At 63.2% G+C, this 16,336-nt stretch carries 17 protein-coding genes; 5 read left to right on the top strand and 12 right to left on the bottom strand.

Annotation, left to right across the window (positions count from 1 at the left end):
- Positions 1-15 precede the first annotated feature (15 nt).
- Positions 16-1,110 (top strand): iron-sulfur cluster carrier protein ApbC, encoded by a 1,095-nt coding sequence (gene apbC, locus CQW31_RS19050; RefSeq protein WP_054885851.1) that lies wholly within the window; start codon positions 16-18, stop codon positions 1,108-1,110.
- Positions 1,111-1,293: 183 nt separating this feature from the next.
- Here apbC and CQW31_RS19055 read toward each other — a convergent pair whose 3' ends face one another.
- Positions 1,294-1,503, bottom strand: coding sequence for a cold-shock protein (locus tag CQW31_RS19055; RefSeq protein ID WP_003254922.1), 210 nt, complete (start codon positions 1,501-1,503; stop codon positions 1,294-1,296).
- Positions 1,504-1,831: 328 nt separating this feature from the next.
- Here CQW31_RS19055 and dcd point away from each other — a divergent pair, with 328 nt between their 5' ends.
- The gene (gene dcd, locus CQW31_RS19060; RefSeq protein WP_003254920.1) at positions 1,832-2,398 is read left to right on the top strand and encodes a dCTP deaminase; all 567 of its coding nucleotides are present in this window, start codon (positions 1,832-1,834) and stop codon (positions 2,396-2,398) included.
- Between the two features lie 99 nt (positions 2,399-2,497).
- Positions 2,498-2,725 carry a hypothetical protein gene (locus tag CQW31_RS19065; RefSeq protein WP_099815169.1) on the top strand — a complete coding sequence of 76 codons (228 nt, stop codon included), beginning with the start codon at positions 2,498-2,500 and terminating at the stop codon, positions 2,723-2,725.
- 1 nt (position 2,726) lies between these two features.
- On the opposite strand, the gene pdeM is transcribed toward CQW31_RS19065, so the two are convergent.
- The 6 genes from pdeM to CQW31_RS19095 form a co-directional block, all read right to left on the bottom strand.
- Positions 2,727-3,386: a ligase-associated DNA damage response endonuclease PdeM gene (gene pdeM, locus CQW31_RS19070; protein WP_054885849.1), complete on the bottom strand. Its 660-nt coding sequence runs from the start codon at positions 3,384-3,386 to the stop codon at positions 2,727-2,729.
- Positions 3,383-5,833 carry a ligase-associated DNA damage response DEXH box helicase gene (locus tag CQW31_RS19075; protein ID WP_099815170.1) on the bottom strand — a complete coding sequence of 817 codons (2,451 nt, stop codon included), beginning with the start codon at positions 5,831-5,833 and terminating at the stop codon, positions 3,383-3,385. The genes pdeM and CQW31_RS19075 overlap by 4 nt, the downstream gene beginning before the upstream one ends.
- A 68-nt stretch (positions 5,834-5,901) precedes the next feature.
- Positions 5,902-7,017: a succinylglutamate desuccinylase/aspartoacylase family protein gene (locus CQW31_RS19080; protein WP_054885847.1), complete on the bottom strand. Its 1,116-nt coding sequence runs from the start codon at positions 7,015-7,017 to the stop codon at positions 5,902-5,904.
- Between the two features lie 98 nt (positions 7,018-7,115).
- On the bottom strand, positions 7,116-8,774 hold the full coding sequence (locus CQW31_RS19085; protein ID WP_099815171.1) for an ATP-dependent DNA ligase: 1,659 nt from the start codon (positions 8,772-8,774) through the stop codon (positions 7,116-7,118).
- Positions 8,771-9,787, bottom strand: coding sequence for a ligase-associated DNA damage response exonuclease (locus tag CQW31_RS19090; protein WP_099815172.1), 1,017 nt, complete (start codon positions 9,785-9,787; stop codon positions 8,771-8,773). Before CQW31_RS19090 ends, CQW31_RS19085 begins: the two co-directional genes overlap by 4 nt.
- 105 nt (positions 9,788-9,892) lie before the next feature.
- Positions 9,893-10,234, bottom strand: a complete 342-nt coding sequence (locus CQW31_RS19095; protein ID WP_099815173.1) for a hypothetical protein — start codon at positions 10,232-10,234, stop codon at positions 9,893-9,895.
- Between the two features lie 301 nt (positions 10,235-10,535).
- Here CQW31_RS19095 and CQW31_RS19100 point away from each other — a divergent pair, with 301 nt between their 5' ends.
- Together CQW31_RS19100 and CQW31_RS19105 are read left to right on the top strand one after the other, a co-directional pair.
- Entirely contained in the window at positions 10,536-10,721 is a 186-nt protein-coding gene (locus CQW31_RS19100; protein WP_082432369.1) for a type II toxin-antitoxin system HicA family toxin, read from the top strand.
- A gap of 17 nt (positions 10,722-10,738) precedes the next feature.
- On the top strand, positions 10,739-11,164 hold the full coding sequence (locus CQW31_RS19105; RefSeq protein WP_054885881.1) for a type II toxin-antitoxin system HicB family antitoxin: 426 nt from the start codon (positions 10,739-10,741) through the stop codon (positions 11,162-11,164).
- 45 nt (positions 11,165-11,209) lie between these two features.
- Here the strand turns inward: CQW31_RS19105 and CQW31_RS19110 are convergent, their stop codons facing one another.
- The 5 genes from CQW31_RS19110 to CQW31_RS19130 all read right to left on the bottom strand — a co-directional run bounded on the left by CQW31_RS19110 (position 11,210) and on the right by CQW31_RS19130 (position 16,153).
- Positions 11,210-13,651, bottom strand: a complete 2,442-nt coding sequence (locus CQW31_RS19110; protein WP_054885843.1) for a penicillin acylase family protein — start codon at positions 13,649-13,651, stop codon at positions 11,210-11,212.
- A 146-nt stretch (positions 13,652-13,797) separates the two neighbouring features.
- Entirely contained in the window at positions 13,798-14,001 is a 204-nt protein-coding gene (locus CQW31_RS19115; protein ID WP_060486211.1) for an SEC-C metal-binding domain-containing protein, read from the bottom strand.
- A 7-nt stretch (positions 14,002-14,008) separates the two neighbouring features.
- Positions 14,009-14,485: an LEA type 2 family protein gene (locus CQW31_RS19120; RefSeq protein WP_054885841.1), complete on the bottom strand. Its 477-nt coding sequence runs from the start codon at positions 14,483-14,485 to the stop codon at positions 14,009-14,011.
- A gap of 2 nt (positions 14,486-14,487) precedes the next feature.
- On the bottom strand, positions 14,488-14,964 hold the full coding sequence (locus tag CQW31_RS19125) for a YchJ family protein (protein ID WP_054885840.1): 477 nt from the start codon (positions 14,962-14,964) through the stop codon (positions 14,488-14,490).
- A 658-nt stretch (positions 14,965-15,622) separates the two neighbouring features.
- The gene (locus CQW31_RS19130; protein ID WP_061304825.1) at positions 15,623-16,153 is read right to left on the bottom strand and encodes a hypothetical protein; all 531 of its coding nucleotides are present in this window, start codon (positions 16,151-16,153) and stop codon (positions 15,623-15,625) included.
- Positions 16,154-16,336: the final 183 nt, after the last annotated feature.

Below are 16,336 nucleotides of genomic sequence, written 5' to 3' on the forward strand. Positions count from 1 at the left end.
CCAATGGGAGTGTCCATGAGTGCCGTCACCCGTGCCGCCGTCGAAGGCGTGCTTCGCCAGTACACCGACCCCTACCTGAATCAGGACCCGGTCAGCGCCGGTTGCGTGCGCGCCATCGACATCCAGGGCGGGCAAGTCGCTGTGCAGTTGCAACTGGGCTACGCCGCCGGCCTGTTCAAGAACGGTTGGGCCCAGGTGCTGCAGACCGCGATCGAGAATCTCGACGGCGTCAGCTCGGCCCAGGTGTCGATCGACTGTGTCGTCGCCGCTCACAAGGCCCAGGCCCAGGTGCCGGCCATGGCCAACGTCAAGAACATCATTGCCGTGGCCTCGGGCAAGGGCGGTGTCGGCAAATCGACCACCGCGGCCAACCTGGCCTTGGCCCTGGCCCGTGAAGGCGCCCGCGTGGGCATTCTCGATGCCGATATCTACGGCCCCAGCCAGGGCGTGATGTTCGGTATCGCCGAGGGTACCCGCCCGCAGATCCGCGAACAGAAGTGGTTCGTGCCGATCAAGGCCCATGGTGTGGAAGTGATGTCCATGGCGTTCCTCACCGATGACAACACGCCGATGGTCTGGCGTGGGCCGATGGTATCGGGTGCGCTGCTGCAGCTGGTGACCCAGACCGCCTGGGACGACCTGGATTATCTGGTCATCGACATGCCGCCGGGTACCGGCGATATCCAGCTGACCCTGGCGCAGAAGGTGCCGGTGGCCGGTTCGGTGATCGTTACCACGCCACAGGACCTGGCCCTGCTGGATGCCAAGAAGGGTGTGGAGATGTTCCGCAAGGTCAACATTCCGGTGTTGGGCGTGGTCGAGAACATGGCCGTGCACATCTGCTCGAACTGCGGCCACGCCGAGCACCTGTTCGGCGAAGGCGGTGGCGAGAAGCTGGCGGCGCAATACGGGGTCGACCTGCTGGCCTCGCTGCCGCTGTCGATGCTGATCCGCGAACAGGCCGACAGCGGCAAGCCGACGGCGATCGCTGAGCCGGAAAGCCAGATTGCCATGGTCTACCAGGAATTGGCCCGCCAGGTAGGCGCACGCATCGTGTTGCAGGAAGCGGCGGCGCCGGCGATGCCTAGCATCACCATCAGCGAGGACTGATCCGAACCGAGTCGCCTGCTTCGCGGGTAATCCCGCTCCCACGGATACAGCGCAGCCTTCAAGTGTTGCGCGGTTTGTGTGGGAGCGGGCGAGCCCGCGAAGAAGCCAGCACCAATTTTCGGTCAGGCATAAAAAAACCCGCCAGAAGGCGGGTTTTTTTGAAAGCTAGAAAGCTAAATCGACTTAGGCGATTTGAACTTCTTCAGCCTGCATGCCTTTCTGGCCGCGGGTAGCGACGAAAGTAACAGCCTGGCCTTCTTTCAGGGTTTTGAAGCCGTCAGCTTGGATGGCTTTGAAGTGCACGAACAGGTCATCGCCCGACTGAGGGGTGATGAAGCCGTAGCCTTTCTCATCGTTGAACCACTTAACAACACCGGATTGACGGTTGGACATTTTTCTGTCTCCTTGGACAATTTGATAACGGTCAGGAAAAACCCTGGCCGGGACTGAGCGCAAAGAGAGCAGAAAATTCAGCGATGGGCCGATCAGGATCGTGCATCAAACTAGAGATTCTCGGTGTCACGTGCAGCACAGTGGCGCCACCTTACCCCACTTTCCACGAGCTGCCAATGGTCTGTGAACGCTTTACGCAAATTCGGATCGACGGCGGCTGCAACCCCCGTCCGGCGCGGGATGGGGCACTGGAACTTTAACCCGGGCGCCGGGACCGGTAAGATGCGCGTCTGGATTTTCCCCTCGCAACTCTTCAGGACACCCCGCCATGAGCATCAAATCGGACAAGTGGATTCGCCGCATGGCGCAGGAACACGGCATGATCGAACCGTTCGTCGAGCGCCAGGTGCGCGGCGAGCAGGACAACCGTGTCATCTCCTTTGGCGTTTCCAGCTACGGCTACGATGTGCGCTGCGCCGACGAATTCAAGGTGTTCACCAACATCAACTCGGCCACCGTCGACCCGAAGAACTTCGATGCCGGCAGCTTCGTCGACATCAAGAGCGACGTCTGCATCATCCCGCCGAACTCCTTCGCCCTGGCTCGCACCGTCGAGTACTTCCGCATTCCGCGTGATGTGTTGACCATCTGCCTGGGCAAGAGCACCTACGCCCGTTGCGGCATCATCGTCAACGTCACGCCGCTGGAGCCGGAGTGGGAAGGCCACGTGACCCTGGAGTTCTCCAATACCACCACGCTGCCGGCCAAGATCTACGCCAACGAAGGCGTGGCGCAGATGCTGTTCCTGCAGTCCGACGAAGAGTGTGAAGTGTCGTACAAGGACCGGGGCGGCAAGTACCAAGGGCAGCGCGGCGTCACCCTGCCACGCACCTGATCCGACGAGCGCAGGGAATTAGTTTCCCTGATGGCACTCCAACAGGTTGAACAGTGCCGATACGTATGCAGCGTGTCGGCCCTCGTCCAGGAGCTGCCAATGAAACTCAACCCCGCAATCAGTGCGAAGCTGGCTGTACTGCAGCCCAACCAGATCGGGTTGCTGGCCTGGTCACTGCTGGCGCACCCGCTGCCCGTGCAGGCTGGCGGTGTGCCGCACCAGCCTGATCCTGATACGCCGCAGCCGCCAGAGCCCGGTGAACATCCCCCGATGGAGCCCGGTGAGCCAACCCTTCCCGACGAGCCACCACCGTCTCCTGTCGCCTGACTCAGGTGGCCAGCGCCCAGACCTGATCGCCTCCGGCCAGGAAAACCCGCGTATCGGAACCCGGTTCGACCAACCACCCACCGGTGAACTCACCGAACGCCGGGAGCAGGCTGACCTGAGCATCGATCAGGAAGCACGGCAGCCTCAACCGTTGCCGCGCCCGCCCTCGTAGCACGTACACCGGATGCACGTGCCCGGCGAGTACCGGGTGGCTGGGGTGGGGCGTCGGTTCGTGCTGCAGGGCAAAGGGCGCCAGCAGCAGGGGTTCGTCTACCACTTCGATTCCCAGTTGCACCGGCGGATCACCGGCGTGGCGATCATGATTACCCCGTACCAGGACTACCTTCACCGCGCTGTGGCGGGTTCTCCATGCCTGCAGGCTGGCCTGCGTGCCAGGCGCCAGCGCAGCGCGGGCATGCAGGAAGTCGCCAAGGATGATCAGCTGCTCGCAGGCGTAGCTGTGCAGTAATCTATCCAGGCGTGCCAGGGTTGCGCTGGTGGTACCACGCGGAACGGGTTGATGCAGTGCCCGGTAACTGGCTGCCTTGCCGATATGAACGTCGGCCACCAGCAAGGTGCGGCGGGCCGGCCAGTAGATGGCCTTGTCCGGTAGTAGCCAGAGCGTTTCGCCACAGTGTTCGACAGGCAAATAGGTATTCATGGCCGGTTTGCCGCTTTTTCCAGGTCGGTCACCATCCGTGCAATGCGGTCCGCCAGCTTTTCCGTGCTCAAGGTCTCGCGCATGCCTTCGACCAGCAGGGCGAATGCCAAGGGGCCAGGCCGTTGCAGCATGCGCAGGTCCAGTTGCAGGTTTTGCATCTTGAGCAACTGCCGCTGCAGGCGCTCGATCTCCAGTTCTTCGTTCAGTACTTCATCGCGCGCCTGGCCCAGCAGCAAGTTGCTGGCGTCGTGTTTGCGGAATACTTCATAGAACAACCCGCTGGAAGCCTGAATCTGTCGGGTGCTCTTTTGAGCGGCCGGGTAGCCGCCGAACACCAGCCCGGCAATCTGGGCGATTTCGCGGAAGCGTCGCAGCGCCATTTCGCCAGCGTTCAGGCTTGCCAGCACGTCCTCCAGCAGGTTGTCGCCCGACAGCGCGTCCGGCAGGCAACTGGCCCAATCCACGGCGCTGGGGCTGAGCAGTTCGAAACCATAGTCGTTCACGGCGATGGATACCGACAGTGGCTGCACCCGGCTTACCCGCCAGGCGATCAGGTTGGCCAGGCCCAGGTTGGCCATGCGCCCGGCAAACGGGTAGAGGAACAGATGCGAGCCCTGGCGTGATCCCAGCGTTTCGGCCAGCAGTGTGTTGCGGGTGGGTAAGGCTGACCACTTCGACTGCAAGGCCAGCAGCGGCAGCACGGCCTGCATCTCCGGGCCGTGATAGGCCCCATGCGCCGCAGCATCGAGTTGTTCGACCACGGCGTCGGCCAGCTCGCTGGACAGTGGCATGCGCCCGCCATTCCAGCGCGCCACGGCGGCCTTGCGCGCGGTGCTGCGGCGCACGTAGGCGGTCATCCCTTCTACCCGTACCAACTCCAGGACCCGTCCGGCAAACACCAACGTATCGCCGGGGCGCAGGCGGGCGATGAAGGCTTCCTCGACACTGCCCAGGTGCTTGCCGCCCCCACCCTTGCTCCAATACTTGAGCTGCAGGCTGGCGTCGCTGACGATGGTTCCGATGCCCATGCGGTGACGCCTCGCCAGGCGCTCGCTGGCCACCCGCCAGACCCCGTCGGGGTGCGCCTCGACACGCTGATAGTCGGGGTACGCCGTCAATGCGTGGCCGCCGTGATTGACGAAATCCAGCGCCCATTGCCACTGGCTGTCACGCAGCTCACGGAACGCCCAGGTGCTGCGGACTTCCGCGAGCAGTTCGTCAGGCCGAAAGCCACTGCCCAGGGCCATGCTGACCAGATGCTGGACCAGCACGTCCAGGCACAGGCGCGGCGAGCGGCGCGCTTCGATATGGCCGACGGCCAGGGCCGCCCGGGCGGCGGCAGCCTCCACCAGCTCCAGGCTATGGGTGGGCACCAGGGTGACGCGTGAGCGGCGTCCCGGGGCATGGCCAGAGCGCCCGGCGCGCTGCATGAGGCGGGCAATGCCTTTGGCCGAACCGATCTGCAGCACCCGTTCGACCGGCAGGAAGTCCACCCCCAGGTCTAGGCTGGAGGTGCAGATGACGGCCTTGAGCGTGCCCTGCTTGAGGCTCTGTTCGACCCAGTCGCGGGTCGCCCGGGCCAGTGACGCATGATGCAAGGCAATCTGCCCGGCCCAATCGGGGCGGGCGTCGAGCAGGGCCTGGTACCACAGTTCGGCCTGGGCACGGGTGTTGGTGAATACCAGGCTGCTTGAGCTGGCGTCGAGTTCATGGGCCACCTGGCCGAGCATTTTCAGGCCCATGTGCCCGGCCCAGGGGAAGCGCTCGATGGCATCGGGCAGCAAGGTGTCGACCAGCAGCTGTTTGTCCTGGCGACCTTTGACCAGCAGTCCACCGCCCGGCAACAGTACGTCGAGGGCGTGCGGCAGGTTGCCGAGCGTGGCCGACAAGCCCCAGGTGATCAGGCCCGGATGCCAGCGGCGCAGGCGGGCCAGGGCCAGTTGCAGTTGAACGCCGCGCTTGTTGCCAAGCAGCTCGTGCCATTCATCTACCACCACCAGGCGCAAGCTGGCGAAGTCTTCGGCGGCCTGGGCCCGGGTCAGCAGCAGTGTCAGGCTTTCCGGCGTGGTGATCAGCACGCTTGGCAGGCGCCGGGCCTGGCGAGCGCGCTCGGCACTGCCGGTATCGCCGCTGCGCACGCCGACCGTCCAGTTCAGGCCGAGCTCCTCCACTGGCGCTTGCAGCGCGCGCGCTGTATCAGCCGCCAGTGCGCGCATGGGGGTGATCCACAGCACCTGCAGTGCGGCCGGCTGGCGCCCGCTGGCGGCTGTGGCGAAGGCGCGTAGTGCAGCCAGCCAGACCGCATAGGTCTTGCCCGCCCCTGTGCTGGCATGCAATAGCCCTGATTCGCCACGTCCGACTGCTGCCCATACCTGGCGCTGGAAGGCGAAGGGTTTCCAGCCGCGGGCGGCGAACCAGGTATCGGCGAGGTTGGAAGCGGCGGGCATGGGGGCAAGCAGTCCTGCGCAGGTTGTGTTTCTACAGACCACTTGCCGCACGCTTTGGTTTTAACCGATCAATTGGCCAGCAGGTAGCCGCTGCGCAGCACCTGCTCGCCGGCGACATGGGCGATGACCATGCCGGCCGTGGCCATGCGCCGCACGCTGCGGGCGTAGAGCAAGCCAGGCTGGCTGTTGCGCACGGCCGTCACCCGGTCGCTGAGCGGGTCGATGACTTCAGCGATCAGTTGCCCGGCCTCCAGCTGCTGACCGGGGCGGGCGTGATACACCAGCAGCCCGCCAAGGGGCGCTGCCACGGGTTCGACAGCGGCCAGTGGGGTGGCCGGCCGCGGCAGCTCGGGCAGCGGGGTGGCGGTGCCTTCGATGACGCCGGCATGGGTAAGATAGTCGAGAATCGCCTGGCAGTCCTGGCTGGCCAGGTCATGGCTGACGTCGGCCTGGCCCCGCAGTTCTACGGTGACCGAGATGCTCCCCAGCGGGATCGGGAAGTGCTTGCCAAAGCGTTGCTGCAGCTGCCACCAGACCAGGCTGAAGCATTCGTCGAACGATTGCCCGCCGGAGTCGGTGGCCAACAGGCTGGCCTGGGCGCCCAGGTAGCGGGCCAGTGGCTCGACCTGCGGCCAGGCTTCCGGGGTGGTATACAGGTGCTCGACCGCTTCGAAATCACAGTGCAGGTCCAGCACCAGGTCGGCATCGCAGGCCAGCCGTTGCAAGGTCAGGCGCTGCGACTGCAACGGCGTGCGCGCCGGGTGGGCATCCAGGCCACGCCGCAGGTACTCGCGGATCAGCGCCACGTTGTGCGCCGGGTCCTGGCTCAGATGACCTTCGATCTGGTCGCCGATGCTGTCGGAAAGGTCGACGAAGTTGCGGTTGAAGTTCTCGCCGCTCTGCAGTTCGAAACGGCCCAGGGGCGCATCCAGCATCACCTGTTCCAGGCCGACCGGGTTGGCCACGGGTACCAGGATGATTTCGCGCAGCAGGCGACCCTGCTGTTCCAGCTCGGCGAGGCGACGCTTGAGATGCCAGGCGACCAGCATGCCGGGCAGTTCGTCGGCATGCAGCGAGGCCTGGATATACACCTTGGCGCCACCCCGTGGGCCGAAGTGGAAGCTGTGCAATTGGCGTGAAATGCCCGGTACGGGCGAGAGCAAGTCGTGGGTTGAATGGTGCATGGGGGTCCTGGCTGCGTGGCGAAAACGTTCTGCGACACGGGTCGGCACAAAGATAGAAGCATAATTTCCGTTACCGCGCCTCACCGTGAGGCCTTCTTTCAGACCAACAATGCCTGCAGGCTTGCCAGGTCATCGGCTTCATCGACCGGTTTGTCCAGGCGCCAGCGCAACATCCGCGGAAATCGCACGGCGATACCGCTCTTGTGGCGCTTGGACAGCGCGATGCCCTCGAAGCCCAGCTCAAAGACCAGTGTCGGGGTGACGCTACGCACCGGCCCGAAGGTTTCCACCGTGGTCTTGCGAATGATCGCATCCACCTTGCGCATCTCTGCGTCGCTGAGCCCGGAATAAGCCTTGGCGAAGGGCACCAGCGCACGGTCGGGCGTGCCCGCTGGCGCATTCCACACGGCGAAGGTGTAGTCGCTGTAGAGGCTGGCACGGCGGCCATGGCCGCGTTGGGCGTAGATCAGCACCGCATCGACGCTGAACGGGTCGATCTTCCACTTCCACCACAACCCCATGTCCTTGGTCCGGCCCACGCCGTACAGCGCGTCACGCTGCTTGAGCATCAAGCCCTCCACACCCAGGCTGCGCGATTGCTCGCGTTGCCGCGCCAGTTCGCCCCAGTCGTTGCCCTCGAGCAGTGGTGAAAGCAGCAGGGGGGCCAAGGGATGTTCTGCCAACAGGCGCTGCAGTTGCTGGCGCCGTTCATGGTGAGGCCGGCTGCGCCAGTCCTCGCCTTGCCACTCCAGCAAGTCATAGGCTTGCAGCACTACCGGCGCGTCCGCCAGCAACTTCTTGCCCAGTGTCTTGCGGCCGATGCGCTGTTGCAGCACGGCGAACGGCTGCACTGCCGGTGCGCCGGCATCGACGCCGGGCTTCCAGACCAGGATCTCACCGTCGAGCACCGTACCGTCGGGCAAGCTTTCGGCCAGGCTGTGCAGCTCGGGAAAGCGCTCGGTGACCAGTTCTTCGCCTCGGGACCAAATCCACAGCTGGCCATCACGCTTGACCACTTGAGCGCGTATGCCATCCCACTTCCATTCGATCAGCCAGCCAGCGGGAGGACCGAGCAGCGCTTCGAACTGCTCGGGCGGTGCCTGCAGGGCGTGAGCGAGGAAGAAGGGATAAGGTTGGCCACCCCGCTGGCTATGTTCATCGCTGGATTCTTCGGCGATCAGGCGATGGTAGCTGGCGGCCGTCGGGCGGTGGCCGATATCGGTATAGCCGACCAAGCGCTGGGCCACGCGCTTGGCATCGAGGCCCGCCAGTTGCGCCAGGGCGCGAGTGACCAGCAGCTTGGACACACCGACGCGAAAGCTGCCGGTGATCAGCTTCAGGCACAGCATCAGGCTGGGGCGGTCCAGCTGTGCCCACAGCGGGGGCAGGCGTCGCTGGATTTCCTCTGGCGGCAGGCCGCGCAAGGGTAGCAGATGCGCTTCGACCCAGTGTGCCAGGCCGTCTTCGCTGGCATGGAAGGCTTGCGGCAACAGCAGCGAGATGGTTTCGGCCAGGTCGCCGACTGCCTGGTAACTTTCTTCGAACAACCAGTCGGGCAACCCCGCCAAGGCCGTGGCCAATTCGCGTAAAACGCGGGTCGGCACCAACTGGCGCGGACGCCCGCCAGCCAGGAAGTAGACGGCCCAGACAGCATCTTCGGCGGGTGCTTTAGCAAAGTAGTCACGCAAGGCTTCGAGTTTGGCGTTGCTGGAGGTGGTCGCATCCAGGCGCAGGTACAGTTCGGCGAAGGCTTTCATTCCTCGGGCTCCGTGGCGGTGATGTCATCCTCTTCGCCGTATTCGGTCACGAAGGCACGGGCATCCAGGCCTTGTTCGTTCAGGTAGCGCACCAGCACATTCACTGACCCGTGGGTGACCATGACCCGCTCGGCAGCCGTCTGCTCGATGGCCCACAGCAACCCCGGCCAGTCGGCGTGGTCGGACAACACGAAGCCACGGTCGACACCACGCCGACGGCGGGTACCGCGCAACAGCATCCAGCCGCTGGCAAAGGCATCGCTGTATTCGCCGAATCGGCGCATCCAGCTACTCCCTGCGGCGGAGGGCGGCGCCAGGATCAATGCCTGGCGCAGCAGCGGGTCGTTGCGCGGGACCTCCCCGGCATAGCGGGTGGTCGGCAGGCGCACACCGGCTTCGCGGTATACCCGGTTCAGCGGCTCGACAGCGCCATGCACAAGGATCGGCCCGATGTCCGGGTCCAGGCCATGGAGAATTCGCTGAGCCTTGCCGAAGGCATAGCAGAACAGCACGCTGGCCTTGCCTTGTTCACAGTTGCTCCGCCACCAGGCATTGATCCCGGCAAAGATATCTGCCTGGCTGGGCCAACGGTAGATCGGCAGGCCGAACGTGGACTCGGTGATGAAGGTATGGCAGCGCACCGGCTCGAAGGCTGCGCAGGTGCCGTCCGGCTCGACTTTGTAATCACCCGAAGCGACCCATACTTCGCCTTGGTACTCAAGACGCACCTGTGCCGAACCCAGCACATGGCCGGCCGGGTGCAGGCTGAGGGTGACGCCGTGATGCTGGATGCATTCACCGTAGGGCAGCGTCTGCAGGTCGATGCCTTGGCCCAGTCGGCTGCGCAGGATGCCGGCTCCGGGGGCGGCGGTCAGATAGTGCTGATTGCCGGTGCGGGCATGGTCGCCATGGCCGTGGGTGATCACGGCGCGCTCGACCGGACGCCAGGGGTCGATATAAAAGTCCCCCGGCGGGCAGTACAGGCCTTCGGGGCGGGCGATGACAAGATCCATGGCAATGCCTGGGTAGAGGGCTTACCAGTTGAGAACGTCACAGGGTGGGGGAAGTTCGGACGATGACGAGCGCCAGCCCGGGTTCCGGGATGGCGCCTCGAATGCTCAGCGCAGGTTTATTTTCCAGCCGTTGGCCTTGGCATCGGCAATGCTGATTTTTTGCGCATAGCCGATATTCAGGCGTTTGTTGTCGTGCGCCAGGTAGGGCGAGGTATGGAAGTAGTCCCAGGTCGTCTTGCCATCATGGGACTGCAGGTCTTCCTGGCTGTAAGGAATTTCCAGTATGGCCGGCGAGCTAACTGCGGCTGCCGAGGCATCCAGGTCGCCGATCAGGCTGTAGCCGGCGCTTGCATTGCCAGCCCACAGCTGCGCATTGATGGTCGCGCCTGCCGGAACGGTCATCGATGCTGGCCAGGAGATTTCGATCCTGAGGGTTTCGCTGCTCATGTTAGTCATCCTTTTAAGTTGGGTTGTACTGCGCTCGCCGAAAGGCAAATGCAGTACGACAGGATGCTAAGTACATGGCTCGAGGGTGGTCAGGAGGAACTCTGGCCGCTAGCGGCCCGGCACCAGTGTCAATCGCTGGCTGCCATTTCTCTCAACGCTATGAAGCAGCGAAAAAGACTACACATTGTTCAGAAACGCAGACGCGCCATTCGCGCTTTACTACGGGCTCACATTTATCATGCGCAACAAAAATGTTGCGCTTGGTGTGCGTGTAATGCACATTGAGCAATCGAAGGCCCGTATGAAATACAGTGAGTTTCGCCGATGGCTACGCGCCCGAGGTGTTACGTTCGTTCCGGCCAAAGGCAGCCATTTCAAGGTTTACCTCGGTAATCGCCAGACGATTTTCCCCGACCACGGCGCCAAAGAGATTGGTGAGGGGCTGAGAAGAAAGATACTCAAAGATCTGGGCCTGAGCGAATGTTGAAATTAGGGGAGAACACCATGACCTTTGACTATCCAGTAATCATTCATCGAGAGGCGGGCAGTGTCTGGGTCAGTTGCCCAGATGTGCCCGAGATGTCTAGTGCGGGCGATACCGAGGAAGAGGCGCTGTTCGATGCTGTAGACGCCATGGAGTCCGCACTTTCATTCTATGTCGACCAGAAGATTGCGATACCGCTACCTGCCGAGAGATCGGCTGATCAGCCTGTTGTCCGCTTGCCGGCCCTGACGGCGGCGAAGGCAGCCCTGTGGAATACCATGGTTGAGCAGAAAGTGAGCAAGACCGAGATGGCGCGGCGTCTTGGCGTCAATCGCCCTCAGGTCGATCGCTTGGTGGATCTCTTGCATCGTTCGAAGATCGAGCAGGTCGAGCATGCATTGCATGTGCTCGGTCAGCGAATCGAACTCGCTGTGGTCACGGCTTGACGCCCTCCAGAAAGGAAAAGCCGCCAGTCCAGGCGGCTTTTTTCACTAGCGGCCCGGCACCAGTGTCAATCGCTGGCTGCCATAGGCCCGGCCAAAGTTCTGCGGCTGCAGCGGCAGGCTCATGAACCGCCCCTTGAACCAGGCGTCCAACCCGTCGCTGTAATGCGCACTGGCCGGGTTGCCCGACTGGCCGTTGCTGGTCAGGACCTGGAGCGGCTCGGCCTGGCCGAAGTCGACGATCATGCGTGCCGAGGCCGGCAGGCGGGTGTCGAAATCGCTGCCCCAGGCGTAAGGGGTCAGGGCCAGGGTAGTGAAATCGCCACCGGCAGCCATCGGTGAGCGGCTCAGTGGGTCGCCCAGGCCGTGGTAAGCAGGGGCCGGCCAGCGGTACTGGTGCAGTTTGCCCCACTGCCAGGCGCGTCGGTCGCTGCCCAGCTGCGCGGTGCCAGTATCCACGGCGGCCGCCAGGCTGCGGGCGAGGATGGCCGGTTTGTCCTCTTTCTGCGGCGTAGTCCGATCATCCCAGAACGGGCTGTCGTCGCGGCCCAGCAGGTGGTCGGCCTGGGCCGAATACGACAGGCGGGCGTTGCTGACAAAGGCTTGCCAGGCTGGGCTCGATTCCGGACCGAGGTCGTCGAGGAAGGTCTGCCGGGCTACTTCCTGGAGGAACAGCTGATACAGCGCGGCATCGGCCGAGACCGGGCTCAGACGGCCGTCGAAGGCCTTCAGCCGGGCCAGGGTGTCGCGCGCCTTGTCACGCTGGGATGCAGGCAGGGCGTCAATCGCCTGCTTGAGCGGCTGGGCCATGCCGGGGGCGTCGAACATTTGCTTGAGCTTGTCGCTCAGCAACGTCACCTGATCGTTCTGCAGGGCCATCAGGCTGCGGTTGTCGTGCCGACCGTTGCCGGCCAGCTGGCCGAGGCGCTCGGCGCGTTCAGGGTAGTACCAGGTACTCGACAGCTGCATGCCGTAGCCACGCGGCAGGCTGCGTTGGTTGGCATGGGCGATCCAGCCGGCCGCGGGGTCCTGGTCATAGGGATGCAGCATCGGGTCGGCATAACCATCCCAGTCATAGCGCCCCTCCCAGCCGGGCGATGGCAGCAGGCCCTGGCCTTCACGGCGGTTCGGGTAGCGGCCGCTGACCTGCCAGCCGATGTGCTCGGGCTCGGCGAAGACGAAGTTGAGCGCGGCAGTGGCGACTTCGCGGGTGCTGTCGAAGGCGCGCTCGACATTCTGCGCGCGGGTCAGGTCGAACAGCGCGTCGAGGCTACGGTCGCCCTTGAGTTGGGGCAGGCTCAGGGCCAGGCCCAGGCTGGCGCTGCCTGCCTGGGGGAGCAGGGTGCCGTGCCGGGTGTCGTACATCACCTCGCGCACTGGGCGCTGGCCACGGACGAAGAAGGTTTCGCTGCGGGCGCGGGCCGGCAGCCACTTGCCGTCGGCCAGATAGGTCACCTGGCTGCCGGCGTGGCGCAGCTGCTCCAGATACAGGTCCTGGTTGTCGGCCATCACCGCGCTGCTGCTCCAGGCTAGCTTGCCGTTGTAGCCGGCCAGTACGATGGGCAGGCCTGGCAATGACAGGCCTGCGACCTGATATCTGCCGGTGTGGATCTGCACCGGGCTCAGCGCCCACGCTGCTCGGCTGTCGCTGGCCAGCAGGCTCTTGCCGCTGCGGCTGCGTTGCGGGCCGAGCGCCAGGTTGGCCGAACCGGGGCTGCCGAGCAGGTCGAGATCGGCAAGTTTCTGGCTGGCCGCTGCCAGCGCGGGCAAACCTGGCAGTTGGCTGCTCAGGTTCAGGCCCTTGAGTTTTTCCACCTCGGCTTCTGCCAAGGGCTCGTCCGGTGCGCCGGGCAACAACCAGGGCAGTTTGTCGTTGCCGACTTTCTGCGCCAGGGTCAGGGCGCTGAGTTCTTCCTGCAGGTTTACCGACTGGCTGAAGGCGTACAGATTGAAGATCAATGCCGAGTCTTCAGGCTTCCAGTACTCAGGGCGATAGCCACTGCTGGCCAGGTTGGCCGGCAGCTTGTCGCGGTAGCGGAACAGGTAGGCGTTGACCCCACGGGCGTACACTTCAAAGAAGCGCTTCAGGCGCGGCGAGGCATCGGCGTACTGCTGGGCGGCGTTCTGCTTCAGGTTAGCGGCGCGCATCAGCCGGTCGATATCCAGCGCTTCGCTGCCGGCCAGCTCCGCCAGGCGGCCTTGGGCGAGCAGGCGCATGGCAAGCATCTGCTCGATGCGATCGCCGGCATGCACATAGCCGAGGGTGAACAGCGCGTCATGGAAACTGCTGCTTTCGATCAGCGGTGCGCCCATGGCGTTGCGCCGGACCGAAGCATTCTGCGCCAGGCCTTTGAGTGGCTGCACGCCGGTCGACGGTGGCACGCTGTCCTGGTAACCACCCATCTGGCAGCCGGCGAGCCCGAGCATGCCGAGCAGCGTGGCGGCGCTACTGAACCGCAGGCGGAAGGGAGGAAGGACTGGGGCGGCCATGACAAGGGCTCCTGCAAGGCGTGGCGGGGTTCGAAAGGCGCTAAGGTAGTGAGCGCGCAGGCGCCGTGCAAGGTGCGACAGCGGTTTATTTACCAGCGGTACCCGCACCGCCGCCATCGTCGCTGCAGGTACCCGAGTTCAATGAATCAAGCGCCGTGGCACTTCTTGAACTTTTTCTGGCTGCCGCACGGGCACGGGTCGTTGCGGCCGACGTCCTTCAGGGCGTTGCGCACAGGCTCCTGGTGGCCATGGTTGCAGTGAGGGCCGTGTACATGGCCATGGTCGTGATCATGCTGATGATCGTGACCGTGGTTGCAGTCAGGGCCATGAACATGGGGTTGCTGGGTCATTGCAGGGTTACTCCGGTATGAGATCGCCGGGGATTATCTCACCACTGCGCGACAAGTGCAGGTCCTGATGGATGATCAGTCCGGTCTCCAGCTCGCCCCGCAGGCGGTAATGCAGTGGCTGCCCGCTCTTGAGCAGCTTGGCCAGCGGTTTCAGGTGCTGCCACAGATTGGTTCGCGCGGTGATCTTGAACGTGCGCCGGGCATGCCCGCCAACGCTGCGCCATAGGCTCACTTCGTCCTGCGCCAGCAGCAGGTCGTCGAGCCACACCGAATAGCTCAGGTTGCGAATGAACAGGCGGCTGTCGTTGGGGTTGTCGACGCGCAGGTGCAGGACGAATTCCTGCTGCAGCAGCCGCGCCTTTACCGTTTCCACCTTGTCCAGGTGCAGCTCAGGCTCGCGCGTATCATCGTCGCCCCAGCTCGCACAGCCCGCCAGCAGCCCCAGCAAGGCGCCGAGCAACAGCAGGCGGGTGGCGGCAATCATGCTCAATTGCCAACGTAGCTGGCACAGCATTTCTTGAATTTCTGCCCGCTGCCGCAGGGGCAGGGGTCGTTGCGGCCGGCCTTGAGCGCAACGGTGGGGTCGATGAAATACCAGCGCCGCTCGTGCTGCACGAAAGCAGAGCGCTCACGGTGCTGATGGTCGCCCGCCTGGTCATGCCAGCGTGCGGTGAAGGTCACGAAGGCGTGTTCGGGCTGGCCGCCGAGTACTTCGGCGCTTTCCACCTCCAGGCCCAGCCAGGTGCTCTGGGCGCTCCATGCTGCCATGGCAGCACGATCCAGCCCCTCCTGCTGGGCCGGCAGGGTGGTGGCCACCAGGTAGTCGACCAGCCCCAATACATAGGCGCTGTAGCGCGAACGCATCAACGTCTGGGCGTCGGGAGCCGCAGTGCCGGCATGGTAATGCCCACAGCAGGCGTCGAGCAGGTTGCCGCTGCCACAAGGGCAAACCGAGACACTCATCATCACCACCAATACTTGCCGAAGTTTTCAGGGTTGGCCCAGAACTGAGTGGGGTATGGCGGCAGGCCAAGCGTAGCGGGCTTCATAGAGGACCTCAAGGAATTTGGTGACAAAGCTGGTGACAGTGTTGGTGACAGACAGCGAGACCGCAAGGGCGAATTACTGGGGTCCTTAACGCACCCACGGGCACCCATGCGAGGGCCTACGGGGGAACCTGCGCGGGAAGTCTTGTAATGGTGACCTTTCAGATTTTTCTGTCAGATTCTCAAGAGGGTCTATGCGACCACAACCAGAACCCCAGTTGAACGGCCAGACAGACCCAGTAGAGGGCCTGTAGGTGGTCCATGGGGTTCTCCTATAGAGATTAAAATGACTTGTGAAAACGAACGTCTGTGAGTTCGTGTTGTTGAGCTACTTCAAGGAGGCGCTCATAGGAATGCGGCCAGCTCTTTTGAGATTGGTCATCAGAAGCACCTGATTGAAGTAATGCAAAGCATAGCGCTGCATGTGGGGTCAGAGACTCAACAGGAACCTTAGTGACGACTCGCTTGCCCTTGTAGGTGTAACATAGCGTGACACTCATCGTAGTCCCTTGAGATTCGAGTTATTCCACAAGCATAGACCCTTAGCTTCTGGTTACGAAAGTATTTATTCCTGCTTAGATTCTAAGTCCAAGCTCGCCAGCTCGCTGAAGTGTCAAATGGCCTTTTCTGACGGCAGCCTTTAGGCCCCTTTGAGTATTCTTGTGGGGAGCCTTCATTGCTTTCCAATCGCACTTGTCGTTGAAGGTCATGCGCTTGAGGATGTTTGCACCATGGTCATTGCCCAGTGAGGCCATCTTGTCGGCCACCAGTGCAGCTACCTCCGGCATCTCAAGGATCGCCTCGAAGGCGTCATAGACCATCGTCTCGAACTCACGAGAGACCCAGCCCGCATAGGCAAGAGCTGCTCGTTTGTTGGCGTGGGTCACTGTAACTGCACCAGCCTTAGCGGAATGGGAAAAACCCATTTCCCTCATGTATTGGCCTTCCTTCAAGTTGTTCCATTGGCCCGGTTGCTTGCCCTTTGGCAGCTTCAGGGTTCGCCAGATGTCTGTCAGGTCCCATTGGCCCCGGTCGTTTGCCTTGAAGGCGTGGCCTTCGATGATGATGACGTGACCGGAATGCTTGTGTTTGATGTCGATGCTCATTGGTCTTTTCCTCTTGTTTGCTCCCTCAAGTTCGCTCCCACGGGCAGCCGAAAGACCCGACCAAGGGTTCTGCCGGTGGCATGAAGGAACAAACAGGAAGACTTTCGTTTAGGTGTGCCCAGCGACGGGCAGTATTGGTTTGCGCGTCCATTTTCTGGATGCACAAAGACGGGCTGAGATTTC

Origin of the sequence: Pseudomonas sp. 382 (assembly GCF_002759075.1) — a bacterium.
Lineage (GTDB): Bacteria > Pseudomonadota > Gammaproteobacteria > Pseudomonadales > Pseudomonadaceae > Aquipseudomonas > Aquipseudomonas vlassakiae.